This window comes from Streptomyces sp. NPDC006372, from assembly GCF_040612515.1.
Lineage (GTDB): Bacteria > Actinomycetota > Actinomycetes > Streptomycetales > Streptomycetaceae > Streptomyces.
Genome location: NZ_JBEXQJ010000058.1, coordinates 1 through 22,107, shown reverse-complemented (window position 1 = coordinate 22,107; position 22,107 = coordinate 1). Strand labels below are relative to the sequence as shown.

19 protein-coding genes are annotated in these 22,107 nt (G+C 71.4%); 11 read left to right on the top strand and 8 right to left on the bottom strand.

The annotated features are described in order from the left end of the window. Positions 1–102 precede the first annotated feature (102 nt). Both ABZ016_RS41025 and ABZ016_RS41020 read left to right on the top strand, forming a co-directional pair. Positions 103–996: a biotin--[acetyl-CoA-carboxylase] ligase gene (locus ABZ016_RS41025; protein ID WP_356921880.1), complete on the top strand. Its 894-nt coding sequence runs from the start codon at positions 103–105 to the stop codon at positions 994–996. 194 nt (positions 997–1,190) lie between these two features. Beyond that, positions 1,191–2,294: an adenylate/guanylate cyclase domain-containing protein gene (locus tag ABZ016_RS41020; protein WP_356921879.1), complete on the top strand. Its 1,104-nt coding sequence runs from the start codon at positions 1,191–1,193 to the stop codon at positions 2,292–2,294. 17 nt (positions 2,295–2,311) lie between these two features. Here the strand turns inward: ABZ016_RS41020 and ABZ016_RS41015 are convergent, their stop codons facing one another. Then, a complete protein-coding gene (locus ABZ016_RS41015) occupies positions 2,312–3,007 on the bottom strand; it encodes a hypothetical protein (RefSeq protein ID WP_356921878.1) in 696 nt (231 codons plus the stop codon). Between the two features lie 204 nt (positions 3,008–3,211). Between ABZ016_RS41015 and ABZ016_RS41010 the strand changes: the two genes are divergently transcribed. From ABZ016_RS41010 to hutH, 3 genes are all read left to right on the top strand, one after another. Further along, the gene (locus ABZ016_RS41010; RefSeq protein ID WP_356921877.1) at positions 3,212–4,012 is read left to right on the top strand and encodes an enoyl-CoA hydratase-related protein; all 801 of its coding nucleotides are present in this window, start codon (positions 3,212–3,214) and stop codon (positions 4,010–4,012) included. 236 nt (positions 4,013–4,248) lie between these two features. Beyond that, complete coding sequence (locus ABZ016_RS41005; RefSeq protein ID WP_356921876.1) at positions 4,249–5,400, top strand: sensor domain-containing diguanylate cyclase; 1,152 nt, start codon at positions 4,249–4,251, stop codon at positions 5,398–5,400. 97 nt (positions 5,401–5,497) lie between these two features. Then, positions 5,498–7,084: a histidine ammonia-lyase gene (gene hutH, locus ABZ016_RS41000; protein WP_356921893.1), complete on the top strand. Its 1,587-nt coding sequence runs from the start codon at positions 5,498–5,500 to the stop codon at positions 7,082–7,084. 63 nt (positions 7,085–7,147) lie between these two features. On the opposite strand, the gene ABZ016_RS40995 is transcribed toward hutH, so the two are convergent. Beyond that, positions 7,148–7,462, bottom strand: coding sequence for a hypothetical protein (locus ABZ016_RS40995; RefSeq protein ID WP_356921875.1), 315 nt, complete (start codon positions 7,460–7,462; stop codon positions 7,148–7,150). A gap of 148 nt (positions 7,463–7,610) precedes the next feature. Here ABZ016_RS40995 and ABZ016_RS40990 point away from each other — a divergent pair, with 148 nt between their 5' ends. The 3 genes from ABZ016_RS40990 (at position 7,611) to ABZ016_RS40980 (ending at position 13,012) form a co-directional block, all read left to right on the top strand. Next, complete coding sequence (locus ABZ016_RS40990; protein ID WP_356921874.1) at positions 7,611–7,907, top strand: hypothetical protein; 297 nt, start codon at positions 7,611–7,613, stop codon at positions 7,905–7,907. A 303-nt stretch (positions 7,908–8,210) separates the two neighbouring features. Beyond that, entirely contained in the window at positions 8,211–9,458 is a 1,248-nt protein-coding gene (locus tag ABZ016_RS40985) for an Ig-like domain-containing protein (RefSeq protein WP_356921873.1), read from the top strand. 308 nt (positions 9,459–9,766) lie between these two features. Beyond that, a complete protein-coding gene (locus ABZ016_RS40980; RefSeq protein WP_356921892.1) occupies positions 9,767–13,012 on the top strand; it encodes a S8 family peptidase in 3,246 nt (1,081 codons plus the stop codon). Between the two features lie 75 nt (positions 13,013–13,087). On the opposite strand, the gene ABZ016_RS40975 is transcribed toward ABZ016_RS40980, so the two are convergent. Next, positions 13,088–14,014 (bottom strand): helix-turn-helix transcriptional regulator, encoded by a 927-nt coding sequence (locus tag ABZ016_RS40975; protein ID WP_356921872.1) that lies wholly within the window; start codon positions 14,012–14,014, stop codon positions 13,088–13,090. Between the two features lie 181 nt (positions 14,015–14,195). Here ABZ016_RS40975 and ABZ016_RS40970 point away from each other — a divergent pair, with 181 nt between their 5' ends. The 3 genes from ABZ016_RS40970 (at position 14,196) to ABZ016_RS40960 (ending at position 16,587) form a co-directional block, all read left to right on the top strand. Then, positions 14,196–15,236 (top strand): NAD(P)-dependent alcohol dehydrogenase, encoded by a 1,041-nt coding sequence (locus ABZ016_RS40970; protein WP_356921871.1) that lies wholly within the window; start codon positions 14,196–14,198, stop codon positions 15,234–15,236. An 89-nt stretch (positions 15,237–15,325) separates the two neighbouring features. Beyond that, positions 15,326–15,709 (top strand): VOC family protein, encoded by a 384-nt coding sequence (locus ABZ016_RS40965; protein WP_356921870.1) that lies wholly within the window; start codon positions 15,326–15,328, stop codon positions 15,707–15,709. Between the two features lie 107 nt (positions 15,710–15,816). Continuing rightward, positions 15,817–16,587 carry an SDR family oxidoreductase gene (locus ABZ016_RS40960; RefSeq protein ID WP_356921869.1) on the top strand — a complete coding sequence of 257 codons (771 nt, stop codon included), beginning with the start codon at positions 15,817–15,819 and terminating at the stop codon, positions 16,585–16,587. Here ABZ016_RS40960 and ABZ016_RS40955 read toward each other — a convergent pair. The 5 genes from ABZ016_RS40955 to ABZ016_RS40935 form a co-directional block, all read right to left on the bottom strand. Next, positions 16,584–17,558 (bottom strand): DUF5829 family protein, encoded by a 975-nt coding sequence (locus ABZ016_RS40955; protein ID WP_356921891.1) that lies wholly within the window; start codon positions 17,556–17,558, stop codon positions 16,584–16,586. The two genes, ABZ016_RS40960 and ABZ016_RS40955, sit on opposite strands and share 4 nt — an antisense overlap. Positions 17,559–17,635: 77 nt before the next feature. Then, positions 17,636–18,319: a DUF4389 domain-containing protein gene (locus ABZ016_RS40950; RefSeq protein ID WP_356921868.1), complete on the bottom strand. Its 684-nt coding sequence runs from the start codon at positions 18,317–18,319 to the stop codon at positions 17,636–17,638. 202 nt (positions 18,320–18,521) lie between these two features. Then, positions 18,522–19,640 carry an AI-2E family transporter gene (locus ABZ016_RS40945; RefSeq protein ID WP_356921867.1) on the bottom strand — a complete coding sequence of 373 codons (1,119 nt, stop codon included), beginning with the start codon at positions 19,638–19,640 and terminating at the stop codon, positions 18,522–18,524. Between the two features lie 56 nt (positions 19,641–19,696). Beyond that, complete coding sequence (gene msrA, locus ABZ016_RS40940) at positions 19,697–20,365, bottom strand: peptide-methionine (S)-S-oxide reductase MsrA (protein ID WP_356921866.1); 669 nt, start codon at positions 20,363–20,365, stop codon at positions 19,697–19,699. A 137-nt stretch (positions 20,366–20,502) separates the two neighbouring features. Beyond that, the gene (locus ABZ016_RS40935; protein ID WP_356921865.1) at positions 20,503–21,621 is read right to left on the bottom strand and encodes a hypothetical protein; all 1,119 of its coding nucleotides are present in this window, start codon (positions 21,619–21,621) and stop codon (positions 20,503–20,505) included. Positions 21,622–22,107 lie beyond the last annotated feature (486 nt).

Genomic DNA, 22,107 nt, shown 5'->3' with positions numbered 1-22,107 from the left:
GGCGACGCCACGGAGTGGCCGAGCGCCTGTGAACCTCAGCCCTTCCGGGCTGGAATCCACTCCCTCTGCGGGATGGAGGATGTCAAACCTAGGGTGGCTTGCATGAAGACGCCACCAGGTGAAGACGGAAACCCGCCCAACGGGCCCCGTGAGCCGAGGTCGAGCCGATGGTCCGACCTCGGCCGCCCGCCCCTCAATGTCACCGCCCTGCGCCGGGGCCTGGTGCGGGAGGGAGGGCTGTGGACGGAGGTGGCCGTGGTGCAGCGCACCGGCTCCACCAACTCCGACCTGGTGGCCCGGGCGGCCGCGGGCAGGGCAGCGGAGGGTGCGGTGCTGGTCGCCGAGGAGCAGACGGCGGGCCGCGGACGCCTGGACCGGCAGTGGACGGCACCGCCCAGGTCCGGCCTCTTCTTCTCCGTGCTGCTCACGCCCGGCGAGGTGCCGGTCGAGCGGTGGGGGTGGCTGCCGCTGCTCACGGGGGTCGCCGTGGCGACGGGGTTGTCCCGGACGGCCGGGGTCGACACGGCGCTGAAGTGGCCGAACGACCTGCTGGTCACGGTTGAGGGGGACGAGCGCAAGGCCGGGGGCATTCTGGCCGAGCGGGCCGGTGACGGCGGGGTCGTCATCGGGGTCGGCATCAACGTCACGCTGAAGGAGAACGAGCTGCCCGTGCCGACGGCGGGGTCGTTGGGGCTGGCCGGGGCGGTGAGTACGGACCGGGATCCGCTGCTGCGCGGGGTGCTGCGGGCTCTGGAGGAGTGGTACGGGAAGTGGCGTGCGGCGGGGGGTGACCCGGGGGTGTGCGGGTTGCAGGAGGCATATGCGGCGGGGTGCGCGACGCTCGGGCGGGTGGTGCGGGCGGAGCTGCCGGGGGATCGGGCGGTTGTGGGGGAGGCTGTGGCGGTGGATGGGGACGGGCGGTTGGTGCTGGCTACGGGGGAGGGCGTGCAGGAGCCGGTGGGGGCCGGGGACATCGTGCATCTGAGGCCGGTGTGAGCTGGGGGCGAGTGGGACCGCAACCCGGCGTAGCGGGGTGCCGAAGGCGCCCCAGCTGGGTGCGGGGCAGGTGTGTGCAGCCCGTCCGGCTGGCACCACCCCCGGCTGGCCCTGACGGAGTGAGCTGGCGCACACCTGCCGTAGAGTTGAGGCCGGTCGATACATGACCGTGACAGATCGGAAGGGCAACACGCGTGACCGTCGACGACTCGGGTTCCGGCGAGGACGCGCAGGGCGCCGACTCCGGCGAGGATCCGCTCGCCCTGCGCCTCGAAGGGCTCATCCTGGGCGCCGAGCGCCGCTACACCCCGTTTCAGGCTGCCCGCAGCGCCGGTGTCTCCATGGAACTGGCCTCCCGCTTCTGGCGGGCGATGGGCTTCGCCGACATCGGGCAGGCCAAGGCGCTCACCGAGGCGGACGTCCTCGCGCTGCGGCGCCTCGCCGGTCTCGTCGAGGCGGGGCTGCTGAGCGAGGCGATGGCCGTGCAGGTGGCCCGGTCCACCGGGCAGACCACCGCGCGGCTCGCCGAGTGGCAGATCGACTCCTTCCTGGAGGGGCTGACCGAGCCACCCGAGCCGGGCATGACGCGCACCGAGGTGACGTACCCGATCGTCGAGCTGCTCCTGCCCGAGCTGGAGGAGTTCCTCGTCTACGTCTGGCGGCGGCAGCTGGCCGCCTCGGCCGGACGGGTCGTGCAGGCCGCTGACGACGAGGAGATGGTCGACCGGCGGCTCGCGGTCGGTTTCGCGGACCTGGTCGGGTTCACGCGGCTGACCCGCCGGATGGAGGAGGAGGAGCTCGGCGAACTGGTCGAGGCCTTCGAGACCACGGCCGCCGACCTGGTGGCCGCGAACGGCGGACGGCTGATCAAGACCCTCGGCGACGAGGTGCTGTACGCCGCCGACGACGCGGGCACGGCCGCCGAGATCGCCCTGCGCCTGATCGAGACCATGGCGTACGACGAGACGATGCCGGAGCTGCGCGTCGGCATGGCGTTCGGCACGGTGACCACCCGGATGGGCGATGTCTTCGGTACGACCGTGAACCTTGCCTCCCGGCTCACCTCGATAGCCCCGAAGGACGCCGTTCTCGTGGACAGCGCGTTCGCCGAGGAGCTGATCCGCACGCGGGACGCCCCGGCCTCGGAGGCCGAGGCGGCGGAGGAGGCCGCGGCTGCGGAGAAGGAGGGCGAGGAGCCGCCGGCGTACCGGTTCGCGTTGCAGCCGATGTGGCAGCGGCCGGTGCGTGGGCTGGGCGTCGTGGAGCCCTGGCTGCTCACGCGGCGGGACGGCGGCTGACAGGACCGGCATGGTCGTCACTCGCGGTCGCCGGGAGTGTCCACGCACAGGCCGATGACCGGGACGCACAGGCCGGGGTCGTGTGGTTTCTTCGGCTTCTTTGATTCGTCGGGCTCGGGCGTCGGGGCCGGTGCGGGCCGGCTCGGGGACGAGGGAGCCGGGGCCGGGCGTGGGGCGGTGCCCGGTGACGTCGGTGCCGGGGTGTTCGTCGTGACGGGGATGGTGGTGGGCGGGGGAGTGGCGGCCGTACCTGTACCTGTACCTGTACCTGTACGTGTCGCTCGGGAGCCGGTCGTCGCGGATGCGGCGGACGGGGCCGCCGCGGGGCCGCGGGTGCCGGGGGACGGGGTCAGGCCGCCCAGGGCGGTGGGCGACGAGGGGCCCGCGTCGGGAGCGGCGGGTGTCGTGACGGCGGTGCCGGTGGCCGGGTCGGTGGCGGTGGTGACGGGGTCCGGGCGGGGTTCGGCCTCGACGGTGCCGACGCCGTCGGGTCCGGGGCCGGGGCCGGAGGTCAGGCGTACGAGGCTCAGGGCGCCCGCGGCCAGCGCGAGGCCGCCGGCGGCGAGCAGGGCCTTGCGGGGGCGGGGCCTGCGGTGCCGGCCCCGGGCGCGAGCGGGGAACAGGCCGGTTTCCGGACGGGGCGGTTCGTAGGGCGGGGCCGTGTCGTGGAACGGGGTGTCCCGTTGTGGCCGCGTCGGCGTGTTCGTCGTCATCTTGTTCCCTCCCCGATGCGCCCGCCCCCTGTGCGCCGTGGCGGACGCACGCTATGCGCTCCCATGGGCTATTGGGTCGGAGTTGGGGTGATGTCACTCGAACGGGTGGGCGGGGGCTGGTCGCGTCCGGTCTTTCGCGGGTGGGGTGCCCGCTGCGATGATCGGGGCGACCATGTTGTTAACCCGCGTTAACCGGAGGGTGCCATGAGTGAGGAACGGTTCGGGGAGTTCGTGCTGGTGCGGCGGCACGAGCAGGGGCATGTCGCGGAGCTCGTCCTGGACCGGCCCAAGGCGATGAACGCGGTGTCGACGGAGATGGCGCGGTCCGTGGCCGGGGCGTGCGCGGCGCTGGGGGCGGACCGGGAGGTGCGGGTGGTCGTGCTGACCTCCACGCACGAGCGGGCGTTCTGTGTGGGGGCCGACCTGAAGGAGCGGAACTCGTTCAGCGACGCGGAGCTGGTGCGGCAGCGGCCGGTGACCCGGGGGGCGTACACCGGGGTGCTGGAGCTGCCGGTGCCGACGGTGGCGGCGGTGCACGGGTTCGCGCTGGGGGGTGGGTTCGAGCTGGCGCTGGCGTGCGACGTGATCGTGGCGGACCGTACGGCGGTGGTGGGGTTGCCGGAGGTGTCGGTCGGGGTGATTCCCGGGGGTGGGGGGACGCAGTTGCTGCCGCGGCGGGTGGGGGCCGCGCGGGCGGCGGAGCTGATCTTCTCGGCGCGGCGGGTGGAGGCGGCCGAGGCGGGGGAGTTGGGGTTGGTCGATCAGGTGGTGGAGGAGGGGCGGGACCGGGAGGCGGCGCTGGAGCTGGCTGCTCGGATCGCGGGGAACTCGCCGGTGGGGTTGCGGGCGGCGAAGCGGGCGCTGCGGCTGGGGCAGGGGTTGGAGCTGCGGGCCGGGCTGGAGATCGAGGATGCTGCTTGGCGGGCCGTGGCGTTTTCCGGGGATCGGGCGGAAGGGGTTGCTGCTTTCAACGAGAAGCGGAAGCCGGTGTGGCCGGGGGAGTGAGCTGAGGGTTCGTTGTCGGGTGCTCGGCGTTGGTGCTGAGGGTGGGTGCACAGCCCGGCGTAGCGGGGTGCCGCTGCGCCCACCCTCCCCCAAGCTCTCGGCTTCGCTCGAGCAGGGGGGACCCCCATCGCCCCAGCGGCACGACTGCCCGCAGCTATGCGGGCTCCGCAGATTCCAGCCGCCCCGTTCGCGTCGTAAACAGGTCAGTCTGGCTGGAAACTCCCTAGCCTGGAGTGATGGGTGAGGACAGACGGCTGGTGGCCGTCGTCGCGTTGGCTCAGGGGATGGCGGCCGCGCACGGGTCGCGTGAGGCGTGGCGTGCGGCGGCTGCCGGGGCGTGCCGGGCGCTGGGTGGGAGTTTCGCCGCGCTGTCGGTGTGGGAGCGGGAGATCGGACGGCTGAAGGTCCTCGTGAACGTGGGTGAGCTGGCCGAAGGGGAGGAGGAGTTCCCGGAGGACGAGGCCTACCCGGTGCACCAGTTCGCGGAGATCACGGAGTTCCTGCACGAGCAGTGGGCGGGGGGCGGGGAGCCCGACGCGTGGGTGGAGACCGCTGAGGGCCCCGCGGCCGGGCGCCGCCCCGGTTACTGCCACCAGCGCGTCGCCGCCCTGCGCCGCAGGGGCCGCGGCTGCTGCGTGGTCGCGCCCATCGTGCTGCACGGCCGGGCCTGGGGCGAGCTGTACGTGGCCCGGCCGGCCGGCGAGCCCGTCTTCGAGCGGGCCGACGCCGACTTCGCCACCGTCCTGGCCTCCGTGGTCGCCGCCGGTCTCGCCCAGACCGAGCGGCTGGAGGAGGCCCGGCGCCTCGCGTACACCGACGCGCTGACCGGGCTCGCCAACCGTCGTGCCGTGGACGTACGCCTGGAGCGGGCGATCGAGCGGCATCGCAGGGACGGGACCGTCGTCAGTCTCGTGGTGTGTGACCTGAACGGGCTCAAGAGGGTCAACGACACCCATGGGCACGCCGCCGGCGACCGGCTGCTGGAGCGCTTCGGGTCGGTGCTGTCGCTGTGCGGGGCCATGCTGCCCGGGGCCTTGGCGGCGCGGCTCGGCGGGGACGAGTTCTGTCTGCTCGCGGTCGGGCCCGCCGCCGACCAGGTCGTGAAGGCGGCCGGGGAACTGTGCCGCCGGGCGGCCGAGTTGGAGCTCGGGGACGGTGTGGCCTGCGGCGTCGCCTCCACCGACGATCCGATCGGGCCCGTATCGTCCGCGCGCCGGTTGTTCCGGCTGGCCGACGCCGCCCAGTACCGGGCCAAGGCCGAGCGGGCCACCCGGCCGGTCGTCGCCGGGCGGGCCGGACCCGACGACCCGGTGGTGCGGCTCGCGGACGAGCCGTCCAGGGAGGCCGACGGTGAGCGTCGGAGGTTCCGTGGGCGGCACGCGCCGTAGGGAGCGGCCCGGACCGGTGTGACGTATCGGTAAGGGGCGCAGCCCGTCCCCAGTGGTGACATCATCGAATTCACTGCGTACGCTCCTGAATATGGATATGCACACTGTGGTGAGTGGGGAAGGCGCGAAGCGCGGCCTTGAAAGGGTGGTGGTGGGCGACGGGCGGGCGTCCGGCGTGACGGCGTCCGACGTGCTCGCCGTGGCGCGCGGCGGCGCCCGCGTAGAGCTCTCCGAGGAGGCGGTGGCCGCCCTCGCCGCGGCCCGCGAGATCGTGGACGCGCTGGCGGCCAAGCCGGACCCCGTCTACGGCGTGAGCACCGGCTTCGGCGCCCTGGCGACCCGGCACATCAGCCCGGAACTGCGCGCACAGCTCCAGCGCAACATCGTCCGCTCGCACGCCGCCGGGATGGGGCCGAGGGTGGAGCGCGAGGTCGTGCGCGCCCTGATGTTCCTGCGGCTGAAGACCGTCTGCTCCGGGCACACCGGCGTACGGCCCGAGGTCGCACAGACCATGGCCGACCTCCTCAACGCCGGTATCACCCCGGTCGTGCACGAGTACGGCTCCCTCGGCTGCTCGGGTGACCTCGCCCCGCTGTCCCACTGCGCGCTCGCGCTCATGGGCGAGGGGGACGCGGAGGGCCCCGACGGTGCCGTACGCCCGGCCGCCGAACTCCTCGCCGCGCACGGCATCCAGCCGGTCGAACTCCGCGAGAAGGAAGGCCTCGCCCTCCTCAACGGCACGGACGGCATGCTCGGCATGCTGGTCATGGCCCTGGCCGACCTGGACACGCTCTACCGGTCCGCCGACGTCACGGCCGCCCTGTCGCTGGAGGCCCTGCTCGGCACCGACAAGGTCCTCGCCCCCGAGCTGCACGCCATCCGGCCGCACCCGGGACAGGCCGCCAGTGCCGCCAACATGGCCGCCGTGCTGAAGGGTTCGGGTCTGACCGGGCATCACCAGGACGACGCCCCGCGCGTCCAGGACGCCTATTCGGTGCGCTGCGCCCCGCAGGTCGCCGGTGCCGGGCGGGACACCATGGCCCACGCCCGGCTGGTCGCCGACCGCGAGCTGGCCTCGGCGGTGGACAACCCCGTCGTGCTGCCCGACGGCCGGGTGGAGTCCAACGGCAACTTCCACGGGGCGCCCGTCGCCTACGTCCTGGACTTCCTCGCCGTCGCCGTCGCCGACCTCGGCTCCATCGCCGAGCGCCGCACCGACCGGCTGCTCGACAAGAACCGCAGCCACGGCCTGCCGCCGTTCCTCGCCGACGACGCCGGTGTGGACTCGGGTCTGATGATCGCTCAGTACACGCAGGCCGCGCTGGTGAGCGAGCTGAAGCGGCTCGCCGTACCGGCCTCGGCCGACTCGATCCCGTCCTCCGCGATGCAGGAGGACCACGTCTCGATGGGCTGGTCGGCGGCGCGCAAGCTGCGCACGGCCGTCGACAACCTCACCCGTGTCCTCGCCGTCGAGCTGTACGCGGCCACGCGCGCCATCGAGCTGCGCGAGGGGCTGACCCCGGCGCCCGCGACGCAGGCGGTCATCGCAGCCGTACGGGAAGCGGGAGTTCAGGGTCCCGGACCGGACCGTTTCCTGGCGCCCGACCTGGCTGCCGCGGACGCGTTCGTGCGCGACGGGCGGCTGCTCGCGGCCGTGGAGACGGTCACCGGGCCGCTCCAGTAGTTCTCCGGCAGGAGCAGGCGGCAACCGGGGCCCCGCCCGCCGGCGGGACCCCGGCGCGTGACGTCAGAAACCGAGCCGTTCCCGGCGGACCGAGTACACGACGAAACCCGCGCCCAGCGTGAGGCAGAGGGTGCCGCCGACCACGTACGGGGTGGTGTCGAAGCTGCCCGTGTCGGCGAGACGGGTGCCGGTGACGGAGTCGTCCGCGGTCGTCGCCGCGATCCGCGCCTGCTCCGTGACCTGCGGCGACGGGCTCGCCGAGACCGCGTCTCTCACCGGTGAGTCCGACGTCGCGTTGGCGGACGGGACGAACCACAGGGCGCCCAACAGGGTCGCCGCGGCGGTGGCGGTCAGCAAGGGACGGCGAGCGGATGACACGGAATATCGATCCCCTTGTGGCACTGGTGAATTGGCCGTGTGGGGCGATGTTAGTGAAAGTGGCGGGTCACGGGAAAGTCACGGGAGCTCCTGGCCTTACCCTCCCGGGATGAGCACTCCAGAGACATCACGTTTTGTACGGCTTCGGGTGGAACTCGTCGTCGAGGTGGAGGACGCTGACGTGGTCACCAAGTCCGCGCTGCGCCGGCTCGCCGACGACGAGGGGCTGCCGGTCGCGGAGCGGGCCCACGCCGAGAGCAGTGTGACCGAAGACACCGCCGAGGCCCTCGCCTACCTCGTGGACCCGTTCGACCTGGTCAGCCGGGTGCCCGGGGTGGAACTGCAGCAGGCCTCCTGGAGCAGCGAGCGGATCGAGTACGACCCCGACTCGCCGGACTGGGACCTCGACGAGGATGATGTGGAGGAGGACGACAACGGCGGCTGAGGCTGTTCGGGAATCACCTGACCCCGGACGGCAACCGTCGTCCGGGGTTTTCGCGTCTCAGGTGACGCACCGACCACACCCGCACCGCCCCGCGGATCGCCGCGGACGTGTTGCTCCCCACACCTGCGTCACATGGGGAACCGGACGAACCGGTCGTAGCGTTGAAGGTTCTCGGTGAGGACTCGACGGTTCTCGGCGAGGACTCACGAAGCCCGGCGAGGACTCACGAGTTCCGACGGGGGCACTTGGACCTGACGGGGACTCGGGGTTTTGGGGAAATCGGCAACGATGGAGAAGCGTGTGATGACGGTCAGTAAGCGGCGCAAGGGCCTGACGGTCGCGTCCGCACTGCTCGGCGGAGTGCTGGTGCTCTCGGCGTGTTCCGGCGGCGACGACAACGCCTCCGGGAGCGACGGCGACAGCTCCCAGTCGAAGGTCGACGAAGCCGCGGCCAAGAAGACCTCCGAGGCGCAGATCAAGATCACACCGGAGGACGGCTCCGACAACGCCTCCATCAACAACTCCGCCGCCGTCACCGTGAGCAAGGGAACGCTCACGGACGTGAAGATGACGACGAACGACGGCAGCGAGGTCGACGGCCAGATATCCGCCGACAAGAAGAGCTGGAAGCCCAGCACGCAGCTGGAGCGGTCCACCACCTACAAGCTGGCGGCGGAGGCGAAGGACTCCGACGGGCGCGTCGCCCACGAGAACGCCTCGTTCACCACCGTCTCCCCGGCCAACAGCTTCATCGGCAACTTCACGCCGGACGACGGCACCACCGTCGGCGTCGGCATGCCGGTCTCGATCAACTTCGACAAGGCGATCACCAACAAGGCCGCCGTCCAGAAGGGCATCAAGGTCAGCACGACCGGCGGCCAGGAGGTCGCCTGCCACTGGTTCAACGCCAACCGCATGGACTGCCGTCCCGAGGACTACTGGAAGGAAGGCTCCACCGTCACGCTGAAGCTCGCGCTCGACGGTGTGGAGGGTGCCAAGGGCGTCTTCGGCGTCCAGCAGAAGACGGTCACCTTCAAGATCGGCCGCAACCAGGTCTCGTACGTCGACGCGAAGACCAAGCAGATGAAGGTCACGCAGGACGGCAAGGTCGTCCGGACCATCCCGATCTCCGCCGGGTCGCCGGACAACAAGACGTACGAGGGCACCATGGTGATGTCCGAGAAGTTCAAGGAGACGCGCATGAACGGCGCGACCGTGGGCTTCACCGACGACGACGGCAAGGGCGAGTACGACATCAAGGACGTGCCCCACGCCATCCGCCTGTCCAGCTCGGGCACCTTCATCCACGGCAACTACTGGGGCGCGAAGTCCATCTTCGGCAACGTGAACACCAGTCACGGCTGCGTCGGTCTCCAGGATGCGAAGGGCGCGAACGACCCGAACACCCCGGGCGCGTGGTTCTTCAAGAACTCGATGATCGGTGACGTGGTGGTCGTCCAGAACACCGGCGACAAGACCGTCGCGCCGGACAACGGACTCAACGGCTGGAACATGGACTGGGCCCAGTGGAAGGCCGGTTCGGCGGCCTGACGCTTCCTCAGCCGCACACGGACGAGCCGCCGCCCGCCCCGGAAGGGGACCGGGCGGCGGCTCGCGTCTTCTTCGCACTGAAAGAGGATCAAAATCCCGAAGTACTCACGAACTCATTGAGCAGCTGATCACCCCCGGGGCATACTGCGTATTCCGGGGGCGTACGGGCAAGCGTGCGAGACCACCCCCGGCCGGGTGAACGGGGAATTCACCCGGTACTTCTGCAAGGGGGAAACTTGCGCAGACAAGTGAAAAAGGCGTGCGCGGCCACGGTCGCCACAGCGGCAGCCGTAGCCCTGGCGGCGGGTATGACCAGCCCGGCGTCGGCGAACGGCGAACAGCCGGCCGCCACCGCCAAGTCGGCGTCCTTCACCGCCAAGTCCCGCGTCACGCTGATCACCGGCGACCGGGTCGTACTGGACGCCAAGGGCCGGGTCGTCGGCCTTGAGCGGGCCAAGGGCCGCGAGGACATACCCGTCCAGGTCCGCAAGCTCGACGGCCGCACCCTCGTGATCCCGGCCGACGCGGCCCGTCTGGTCGCCACCGGCAAGCTCGACCAGCGGCTCTTCGACGTCACCGAGCTCAACAAGTCAGCGACCCGCAAGGCCCAGAAGAAGGGCCTGAAGGTCATCGTCGGCTACCGGGGCGGCGCCGCGACCACCAAGGCCGACGTCCGCGACGCGGGCCGGCTGAGCCACTCCCTGAAGTCCCTGAACGCGGACGCGGTGCAGACGCCGCAGGAGGACACGCCCGAGCTGTGGGACGCGGTCACCAACGGCGACCGTACGGCCTCCGGCATCGCGCACGTCTGGCTCGACGGCGTCCGCAAGGCCAGCCTCGACAAGTCCGTCGCGCAGATCGGCGCGCCCAAGGCGTGGTCCGCAGGCTACGACGGCAAGGGCGTGAAGATCGCCGTCCTGGACACCGGCGTCGACGGCACCCACGCCGACCTCAAGGGGCAGGTGATGGGCGCCAAGAACTTCACCACGTCGCCCGACGCCTCCGACAAGTACGGTCACGGCACGCACGTCGCCTCCATCGCGGCCGGCACCGGCGCGAAGTCCGGCGGCAAGTACAAGGGCGTCGCGCCCGGCGCGAAGATCCTCAACGGCAAGGTGCTCGACGACAGCGGCTACGGCAGCGACTCCGAGGTCCTCGCCGGCATGGAGTGGGCCGCCGCGGAGGGCGCCGACGTCATCAACATGAGCCTGGGCGGCGGCGACTCGCCCGAGATCGACCCGCTGGAAGCGGCGGTGAACAAGCTGTCGGAGGAGAAGGGCGTCCTGTTCGCCATCGCCGCAGGCAACGAGGGCGACTTCGGCGAGCAGACCATCGGCTCCCCGGGCAGCGCCGCCGCGGCCCTGACCGTCGGCGCCGTCGACGACAAGGACAAGCTGGCCGACTTCTCCAGCCGTGGCCCCGGCATGGACGGCGCCCTCAAGCCGGACGTGACCGCGCCCGGCGTGGACATCACCGCGGCCTCCGCCCCGGGTAACCAGATAGCCGCCGAGGTCGGTGAGAACCCGGCCGGCTACATGACGATCTCCGGTACGTCGATGGCGACCCCGCACGTGGCGGGCGCGGCGGCGATCCTCAAGCAGCAGCACCCGCAGTGGAAGTACGCCGAGCTGAAGGGCGCCCTCACCGGCTCCACCAAGGGCGGCAAGTACACCCCGTTCGAGCAGGGTTCCGGCCGGATCCAGGTCGACAAGGCCATCAAGCAGTCCGTGATCGCCCAGCCGGGATCGGTGAGCTTCGGTGTCCAGCAGTGGCCGCACACCGACGACAAGCCGGTCACCAAGGAGCTGACGTACCGCAACCTCGGTACCAAGGCCGTCACGCTGAAGCTGACGTCGACCGCCACCAACCCGAAGGGCCAGGCCGCCCCGGCCGGCTTCTTCAAGCTCGGCGCCACCTCGGTGACCGTCCCGGCCGGTGGCAAGGCCTCCGTCCCGGTCACCGTGAACACCAAGCTGGGCGGCAACGTCGACGGCGCCTACTCGGCGTACGTGACGGCGACGGGCGACGGCCAGACCGTCCGCACGGCCGCGGCGGTGCAGCGCGAGGTCGAGTCGTACGACGTCACGCTGAAGTTCCTCGACCGCGCGGGCAAGGCGACCAAGAACTACAGCGCCGACCTGAACGGCGTCTCCGGCCTGGGCCAGGACAAGTCGTTCATGCCCTACGAGGAGGACGGCACCGTCACCACCCGTGTGCCCAAGGGTGGTTACGTCCTCAACACGAGCGTCTACGTCAGTGACGACCCGGAGAAGTTCGAGGGCGTCGACTGGCTGGCCCAGCCCAAGCTGAACGTCACCAAGAACACGACGATCACGCTGGACGCCCGCAAGGCCAAGCCGGTGAACATCACCGTGCCGGACGCCGGAGCCAAGTTGGACGGTCTCTCCGCGGACTTCGCGGTGCAGGCGGGCGACGGCATCTACGGCTACGGCTGGGGGGTCTCGTCACTCGACGGGTTCCGGACCGCCCACGTCGGTCCGCAGGTCACCGATGGCTCGCTGACCCAGCAGTGGGACGGGCACTGGGTCAAGGGCGACAAGGAGGAGTACGCCGTCACCGGCGGCGGCGCGGTCAAGCAGCTCGCCACGGGGTACAACCGGCAGTACAAGGCCGGCGAACTCGCCACTGTGAAGGTCGGTCTCGGCGCGGCGGCGAGCGGCAAGCGGGGCGCGGTCACCGCCGTCGGCTGGCTGCCGTGGAGCAGTGGCGCCACCTCGATGACCGTCCCGCAGGCGGTGCCCGGCACCCGGACCCTGCACCTGTCCACCGGGGGCGGCGTGGCCTGGCAGCTGGACTACGAGCAGTACGGTGGTCCGGACGAGGAGACCGAGGCCGCTTACACGCTGGGTGAGGGGCTGAAGTTCAAGGGCGGCAAGACCTACTCGAAGACCGTCAACACGGCCGTCTTCCAGCCGCGTCTGAACAAGGACTTCGGCGTCTTCCGCGAGGGCGACGAGATCTTCGGCTCGCTGCCGCTGTTCGCCGACGGCAAGGGCAACGTGGGCTACTCGAACTTCTCCTCGGTCGACACGACGCTCTACCGGGGCGGCACGAAGGTCGGCAGCAACGACGACCCGCTGTTCGGTGAGAAGAGGTTCAAGGTCCCGGCCGGCGACGCCGAGTACAAGCTGACCACGTCGGTCAAGCGCAGCGTCAAGGTCGCGGCGGCCTCCACCCGCATCGACGCCAGCTGGACGTTCCGCTCGAAGAAGACCGCCGACCTCAAGCAGCTGCCCGCCTCCACGGCCCGCTTCAACGCGGCCACAGGGCTGGACAGCAAGGTCCCGGCCGGCAAGACGGTCAGCATCCCCGTCACCGTCGAGGGCGCGGCCAAGGGCAGCAACCTGAAGTCGCTGTCGGTGTACGTGTCGTACGACTACGGCCAGACCTGGAAGAAGCTCACCGTCAAGAACGGCAAGGTCACCGTCAAGAACCCGGACAAGGGGAAGGCCATCTCCTTCCACGCCAAGATCGCCGACAAGAAGGGCAACAAGTCGACGATCTCGATCTACAACGCGTACTACGGCAAGTAGGCCGTAGGACACGTCCGTTGCCGGCCCGCCGGGAGCCTCGGCTTCCGGCGGGCCTGGCGGAGGCCCGGGGAGGGCTCACTCCGACGAGGTCGACGCCCTCGTGCCGGAGCGCGTCGCGTCCGCGCCCCAGCTCGCCAGCAGGCGCAGCGCCTCCGCCGACGGGGTGCCCGGTTCCGCGTGGTACGTGATCAGGGACTGCTCGGCGTCGTCGACGAGGCGGAACGTCTCGAACGACAGGGTCAGGTCGCCGACCAGCGGGTGCCGCATGCGCTTGACGCCGTAGCTCTTCTCCTTGACGTCGTGCGCGGCCCAGAGGCGGCGGAACTCCTCGCTCTTCACCGACAGTTCGCCGACCAGGGCCGACAGCTGCGGGTCGTCCGGGTGGCAGCCCGCGTCCATGCGCAGGTAGCCGACCATGTCCTTGGCCTTCTGGTCCCACTCGACGAAGAGGTCGCGGTAGTCGGGCCGCAGGAACACCAGCCGCGCCCAGTTGCGCTCCGCCGGCGGCAGCTCCGCCCAGTCCCCGAAGAGGGCCGCGGCCATCCGGTTCCAGGCCAGGACGTCCGAGCGGCGGCCGACGATGTACGCCGGGACGCTGTCGATCGAGTCCAGCAGGTGCCGCAGCGCCGGCCGGACCTGCTGGGCCCGTGCCACCGGCTTCTTCTTGTGCTGCTTCGGCTTCGCCAGGTGCGTCAGGTGGGCGTGCTCGGCGTCGCTCAGCCGCAGGGCGCGCGCGATCGCGTCCAGCACCTCCGCCGAGACGTTGTTCCCGTTGCCCTGCTCCAGCCGTGTGTAGTACGCCACGGACACCCCGGCCAGCTGGGCCAGCTCCTCGCGGCGCAGCCCCGGGACCCGGCGCCGCCCGAAGTCGGGCAGCCCCACGTCCTCCGGCTTCAGCCGGGCACGCCGGGTGCGCAGGAACTCGCTGAGCTCGGCACGCCGGTCCAGGCCCCCGCCGGCCTCCGGTGCGGGCTCCTGTACGGGTTCGGGCTGTTCGTCCATGCCACCCAGTATTCACGGTCGTACGCACATGAGCCTGACCCCGCCAGTGGTACGCACGCTGTGCGTACGCAAAACCGTGGTCTGGGTAACCGCTCGCGGCTCAGGCACGCTGGGGATCGTGCCCGGTCAGAAAGATCCCGAAGGCAACCGGGCACGGAACCTGCTAGGAGAGAACCCCAGCATGACCACTGTCGCCGCGTACGCCGCACCCGCACCCAAGGCTCCGCTGGAGCGCACCACCATCGAGCGCCGCGAGGTCCGCGAGTTCGATGTCCTGATCGACATCAAGTTCGCCGGTATCTGCCACTCCGACATCCACCAGGCCCAGGAGGGCTGGGGCGAGGGGATCTTCCCGATGGTCCCCGGCCACGAGATCGCCGGCGTCGTCTCCGAGGTCGGCCCGGGCGTCACCAAGTTCAAGGTCGGCGACCGCGTGGGCGTCGGCTGCATGGTCGACTCCTGCCGCGAGTGCGAGAACTGCAAGGCCGGCCGCGAGCAGTACTGCGTCCAGGGCAACATCCCCACGTACAACGGCATAGGCAAGGACGGCGAGCCCACCTACGGTGGCTACTCGCAGAAGGTCGTCGTCGACGAGAACTTCGTCGTCCGCATCCCGGACGGCCTCTCCCTCGACGTCGCCGCGCCCCTGCTGTGCGCCGGCATCACCCTCTACTCCCCGCTCAAGCGCTTCGGCGCCGGCCCCGGCAAGAAGGTCGCCATCGTCGGCCTCGGCGGCCTCGGCCACATGGGCGTGAAGATCGCGCACGCGCTCGGTGCCGAGGTGACCGTGCTGTCGCAGTCCCTGCGCAAGCAGGAGGACGGCCTGCGCCTGGGCGCCGACCACTACTACGCCACCAGCGACCCGAAGACCTTCGAGGAGCTGGCCGGCACCTTCGACCTGATCGTCTCCACGGTCTCGGCGCCGCTCGACTTCGGCGCCTACCTCTCGCTGCTGAAGACCGAGGGCACGCTGGCCAACGTCGGCGCTCCCGAGGAACCCATCTCCCTGAACCTCTTCTCGGTGATCGGCGGCGGCAAGAGCCTCGCCGGCTCCATGATCGGCGGTATCGCGGAGACCCAGGAGATGCTGGACTTCTGCGCCGAGCACGGCATCGGCTCCGAGATCGAGCTGATCCGCGGCGACCAGATCAACGAGGCCTACGACCGTGTGGTGGCCAGCGACGTGCGCTACCGCTTCGTGATCGACACCGCGACGATCTGACGCCCCCCTACGGCTGCTCCGGCACGGACCGAGGTGAGGTATGCCTCAGTTCGTGCCGGAGTATCGTGGTTCTGGAGGGGAGCTCCGCCATGACCGTGCAGCTGAACCACACCATCGTCGTCGCCCACGACAAGCGCGCCTCGGCCCGGTTCCTCGCCGACCTCCTGGGACTCGAAGTGAGCCCGCCCTACGGCCCGTTCCTCCCGGTCGAGATCTCCAACGGCGTGACGCTCGACTACATGGACAGCCCCGGCGCCATCACGCCGCAGCACTACGCCTTCCTCGTCTCGGAGGACGAGTTCGACCAGATCTTCGCCCGGATCCAGGAGGCCGGTCTCACGTACTGGGCGGACCCGTTCCACAGTCGCCCCGGCGAGATCAACCACCACGACGGCGGCCGTGGCACCTACTTCGACGACCCCGACGGCCACCGCCTGGAGATCATCACTCGGCCGTACGGCAGCGGCGGCTGATCTTCCGCACGCCCCGGCTCGCGCGTCCGCCTGTCACATCACCGCGCCGCCCACCGTCATAGCGGCGAAGGCGAAAGCGAAGGCGAGACGAAGAGCTGGGAGCAGTCATGACGACATCCACCATCCTGGTCACCGGCGGAACGGGCACTCTGGGCGGCCACGTCGTCCCGCTGCTGCGCGCCTGTGGCCACGACGTCCGGATCCTCACCCGGCACCCGCGCACCGGCACGGACGGCGTCGACCACATCGCCGGCGACCTGCTCACGGGCGAGGGTGTCGAGGCCGCCGTCGACGGCGCGGCGACCGTGCTGCACCTGGCGGGCGGCCCCAAACGCGACGACGAGGCGACCCGCACCCTGGTGCGTGCCGCGTCCCGGGCCGGCGTACGGCACCTGGTCTACGTCTCGGTCGTCGGCGCGGACCGGGTCCCGCTGGCCTGGATGCGGACGAAGCTGGAGTCGGAGCGGGCCGTGGCCGACTCGGGCATCCCGTGGACGACCCTGCGCGCGGCCCAGTTCCACGACCTCGCGCTGACCATGGTCGAGAAGATGGCGAAGCTGCCGGTGTTCCCGGTCCCCGGCGGCCTCAGGCTCCAGCCGGTCGACTCCCGCGAGGTCGCCGCCCGCCTCGCGGAGCTTACCCTCGGCGCGCCGTCCGGCCTCGTCCCCGACCTGGTCGGCCCGCACCTCTACGACCTCGCCGCCCTGGCCCGCCCCTACCTCCGCCACAGCGGCCGGCGCCGCCCGATGCTGCCGGTGCGGATCCCCGGCAAGGCGGGGCGGGCGTACCGGGCGGGGGCGAACCTGTCGGCGGCGGGGGAGGGGGCGGAGGCGGGGAAGCGGACCTGGGAGGAGTTCCTCGCGGAGAGGCTGGGCTAGTCGGTGCCGGTCGGGTTCCCGGCGGCCGGGTGCGTGTCGGCCGGGTTGGTGTGGTTCGTGTCGGTCGGGCGGTCCTGGTCGCCGAAGGTCCACACGGCACGGGAGCCCGGGCCGACGACGAGGTCCGAGTGGCCGATCCGCTCCACGTGCCGGTGGGACACCGGCCGGTTCAGCGACATCTCGACCTGCCGGAGCCCCGCCTGCTCGGCGGGCACGGCGTCGAACCGGAGCGTGGTGCCGCCCCCCTTCGCGACGACGCCCCCACCCGGCAGGGACTGTACGGCGAACCCGCCGGCCTTGAGCAGCGGCACGGTGTCGGCGAGGTCCCCCGCGGTGACGGCCAGGCGGATGCCGGTCACGTCGCGCATCAGGTGGTCGCGGTAGGCGTCGGACAGATAGCGCTCCCGGCCCACGTCTCCCGGGTAGGCGGCGGGCTCGGTGTTGCCGCGCGGGTCGGCGAAGTACTCCGGCCGGTACTCCGACCCCCAGGCGTTGAAGAGGTCGTACTCCTCGGTGGTGAGGACGGCCTCGAACCACGGCACGGGGACGCCGTCCCCGAAGTCGCGGGTCTGCTGGAACTCGACGGGATCGCTGATCCCCAGCTCGCGCAGGCGCTCGGTCACCGTCGCCAGGTCGCCCGCCTGCTCGGCCGAGACGCCCATCCCGGCGGCGCCCAGGGTGCCGTCCTTGCCCGGCACATCACCGACCCCGAACAGCTCGAGGTAGGTCTCGCGGCCCATCAGATAGCGGCCGGTCCAGGTCTGGCCGCCGGCGCCGGTGGTCGTGCGGACCTGGAAATTGGCGAAGTCGCGCAGATAGGGGGAGTGCTCGACGGCGTCCGCGGTCTCCCGGTCGAACACACCGTAGGCGTGGTTGTAGAACAGCAGCTGCCGCCCGCCGTCCTCGGCCTGCGCGGAGCTCACTCCGCCCTGGACCGCCCCCGCGAGGGCCAGGGCGACGACCATGATCATCTGTAAGGCTCGTCTGACCGTCATGCGCAGGAGCGTAGGAGGAGCACCGAGCGGGAAGAAACGCTTCCGCTGTGGAATCAGGCTTTTGTCAGGGGCTCTTGGGCGGGTGGCTCCTGCCCGCCCGGGTCGAGACGGAACGGCGGGTACTGGTCGGTCATCAGCGCGGCGTAGGCGGCCACCCGCGCGCACCAGCGGGCGAGGCCGAGCAGGAAGTCGAAGAGGTGCCGCGGGTAGCGGGCGGTGAACAGCAGGACGACCACCGCCACCAGGGAGAGGAAGGGAATCAGCCCACCGCCCCGCCAGCCGTTCCCGTGCTCCCCGCCCCAGCCCCAGCCGCCGCCCAGGAACATCCCGACGACGATGTACTGGGGGATCGCCAGCAGCCACCACTTCACCAGCACCAGGCCGCGCGACAGCCGCTCGGGGTAGACGACGTCGAAACGGGCCGGGTAGTCGGGCACGTCGGCGAGGGTGAACGGCGGGTACCGGTCGGTGCCGAGCGCGGTGTGGGCGTAGTAGCCGACCCGCCAGTTCCAGCGCAGCACACCGACGTTGAAGTCGAAGAGGGACCGCGGGTACCGGGCGGTGAACAGGATGGCGAAGAACGCCACGACGCTCACGACCACGAACGCGATCCACAGGAAGAACAGCACGATGTAGTGCGGGATGGCGAGCAGCCACTTCACCAGCCACAACCATCGGGACAGCCGGGCGTCGACAGACGCCTCGAGACGTACGGGCGACGCGGCGACAGGAACCATGGGGCGGAACTCCTTTCGCCTGCAGACTCGCAAGCGAGCAGGAGCCCCGCGACCTGAGGAGGGCCGTTCGCGCTTCCGGGGCCGCTACGACAGCCCGGGACCGCTAGCCAGTCCGGGAGCCCCGGGCCCGCTGGACAGTCCGGGAGCCCCGGGCCCGCTGGACAGTCCGGGAGCCCGGGGCCGCCACGACAGTCCGGGGCCGCTACGACACGACGGGTGCGGCGGTGTCCGGCTCGTCGGTGCCGTCCGGTTCCTCGGGCGGCTCGCCGAGCTGTTCCCGCACGTAGTTCCAGACCACCGCGATCAGCGCGGCGAGGGGCACGGCGAGCAGACTGCCCACGATGCCGGCCAGGCTGCCGCCCAGCGTCACCGCCAGCAGCACCACGGCGGCGTGGAGGCCGAGCCCCCGGCTCTGGATCATGGGCTGGAAGACGTTCCCCTCGAGCTGCTGCACCACCACGATGATGGCCAGCACGATCAGCGCGTCCGTCAGGCCGTTGGAGACGAGCGCGATGAGGACCGCGACGAACCCCGCGAACAGGGCACCGATGATCGGCACGAAGGCGGAGACGAAGGTCAGCACCGCCAGGGGCAGCACCAGCGGTACGCCCAGGATCCACAGACCCAGCCCGATCAGCACGGCGTCGAGCAGACCGACGGCTGCCTGGGAGCGTACGAAGGCGCCGAGCGTGGCCCAGCCGCGCGCGAAGACGACCGGGACGTCGTCGGCGAGCCGCCCGGGCAGCTGCCGGGACAGCCAGGGCAGGAACTTCGGCCCGTCCTTGAGGAAGAAGAACATCAGGAACAGGGCGAGGACGGCCGTGACCACACCGCTCACCACGGTGCTGACGCCCGTGACCACCGTGCCCACCATACTGCCGACGCCCTCCTGGGCGCGGGCGACCGCGGAGTCGAACGCCTTGTTGATCTGCGCGTCACCGATGTTCAGCGGCGGCCCGGCGGCCCACTCGCGCAGCCGCTGAATACCCTCGACCACCCCGTCGGTCAGTTGACCGGACTGCGACGCCACCGGCACCGCGATCAACGCCACCACACCCGCGGCGACCAGCAGGAACAACACGGTCACCACCGACGCGGCAAGCGCCGGCGGCCACCCGCGCCGCCGCAGGAACCGGGCCGCGGGCCAAGTGAGCGTGGTCAGCAGCAACCCGACGACGAGCGGCCACACCACCGACCACATCCGGCCCAGCAGCCACAGGGCCACGGCCAGCATCACGAAGACGAGCAGCAACTCGGCGGAGACCCGCGCGGATATCCGGAGCGCGGCACGGGCTTTCGTGGAACTCAAGGGGGCAGTCACGCAGGCACCCTATTGCCACGGACGCCCCCCAGGTCCCTCGGTGTCGCTGACCGCCCTCAGCCGTCGGCCTTGGCCACACCGATCGGGCAGGACACCCCCGTCCCGCCGATGCCGCAGTACCCGGCAGGGTTCTTGTCCAGGTACTGCTGGTGGTAGCCCTCGGCCGGGTAGAACGGGCGGTCCTGCGCCGGGAGGATCTCCGTGCTGATGTCGCCGTAGCCGGAGGACGTGAGCACCTGCTGGTAGGAGTCACGGGAGGACTTGGCGACGGCCTCCTGCTCGGGGGTGTGGGCGTAGATCGCCGAGCGGTACTGCGTGCCGACGTCGTTGCCCTGGCGGAAGCCCTGCGTGGGGTCGTGCGACTCCCAGAACGTCTTCAGCAGCTTCTCGTACGAGATCACCTTCGGGTCGTAGACCACGCGCACGACCTCCGTGTGGCCGGTCAGGCCCGAGCAGACCTCCTCGTACGTCGGGTTCTCGGTGTAGCCGCCCTGGTAGCCGACCAGGGTCGTCCACACGCCCGCGGGCAGCTGCCAGAACTTGCGCTCGGCGCCCCAGAAGCAGCCCAGGCCGAAGTCGGCGGTCTCCAGGCCCTCGGGGTAGGGACCGAGCAGCGGGTTGCCGAGGACGGTGTGGCGCTCCGGGACCGTGAACACCGGCTCCGGGCGGCCGGACAGCGCCTGCTCGGGGGTCGGCAGCTGAGGGGTACGGCTGTGCAGGAACATGCGGTCTCCAGCGGTCTCGGACAGGGCATCGCCGACGAGGGGCGACGCCACGTTCAACGTGCGAGGACGGGAGGGAATTCCTGCCCGGGCCAGGACCGGGGCGGGCCCGAGGCTCGGAACGAATCCGAACCCGGGCGTCAGTGCGGCAGGCTGGCCGGGCTGCCGCCGTTCGCCTCGTAACCCGCCACCGCCAGCGCCCGGTACACCGCGAACTCCGCCGCCGGGTCGGCGGACAGCGTCCAGGGCAGGGCGCCGACATGGCCGTCTATGTGGACCAGCTGGCTCATGGCCTCCGACCAGCGCTCGCCGCGGACCAGGAAGAGGACCAGCATGTGCCGCACGTGCGCCAGCATCGGGTCGTCGGGGCGCGCCGAGTGCACCGCGTGCAGCGCGCCGTGGACCGCCTTGGTGACGACCTCGCTCTGCCAGAAGCTGCTGACCAGGGTCACCTCGGGCAGGTGCTCGAACACCGCGAAGAGGGGCATCGCCGCGAGGAGGGAGCCCTTGGGCGCGCGGGCCGCCGCGGCCTCCGCGAACGAGTACGCCAGGTCACGGGAGCCGTGCCACTTCTCGCACCAGTAGTGCAGGGCGGCCAGATGCGCCCCCATGTGGACCGGGGCGCGGTCCAGGATCTTCAGCCAGAGCTGCTCGAAGTCCTTCTGCGAGTAGCCGAGACCGCGGGCCACCGACAACTCGACGATGTACGGGATCGGATCGCCGGGGGACAGCAGCGCCGCCTCGCCGCACGCCGCCTTCGCCTCCTCCATGATGATCCGGAACTCGTCCGTCCCGGGCGACGCCGTGCGCCACGCCTGCTGCACCAGGAACTCGGCGTGCACCGCCGCGCCGCCCGCGTCCTTGGGAGCCTCGGCCCGCCACACCCGCAGCCACTGCCCACCGGGTGACTCGCCCACCCCGCCGGGCTGCTGCTGGAGCTCCAGGGATGCCGCACCCGCGAAGGCCTGCACGCGCTGCCAGCGCCGCTCGCCCTCCGTCTCGGTGCCTGCGAGGAGCTGCTGGGCCGCGCGGTAGTCCTGCGTGCGCTGCACCACGTCCAGGACGTCCAGCAGGTCCTGGTCGGGGCCGGGCATGCGGATGTCGAGCTCCTCCTCGCGGACGAAGCCGTAGTTCGCCGGGTCCGCGGCGTCCGGGTGGTCGGGCGAGACCAGGCCGACCGCACCGCGCCCGCGCCGCAGGAAGGGGAGCAGCACGAAGCCCAGCAGGACCAGTGCGATCAGGACCCAGAGAATCTCCATGCGACAAGCGAACCAGACCACGCCGACAATTGGCCAACAGGGCCACCGAACCTGTGGAAAACCCGACCACACGGCACCCGAAGCCCCCGGATCCGCCCCCGGGCTTCCGGGCCCCGGTATCCGGAGCCCCCGTCTTCCCGGGCCCCGGCCTCAGGCCCCCCGGCTTCCCGGGCCCCGGCCCTCTGGAAGCTCCCAGGCCTGGGGCCCCACACGGCCGGGCCCCAGCCCGGGGCCCCCGCCCCCGGAAGAGCCCGGGGCCCCCGCCCCTGGAAGCCCCCGGGCCCCGGGCCCCCGCCCCCCTCGGAAGCCCCCGGGCCCCGATTTCCCCCGGTCGGCTCCCCGGAGCCGCGGCCGCCCGGCCCTCCGGAGCCCCCCAACCGTCCGGAGCCCCCCAACCGCCCGGGCCCCCCAGCCGTCCGGAGCCCCTCGGCCGTCCGGAGCCCCCCAACCCGGCGGGGCGGCGCCGGCGGGCCGGGGGCCGGGGGC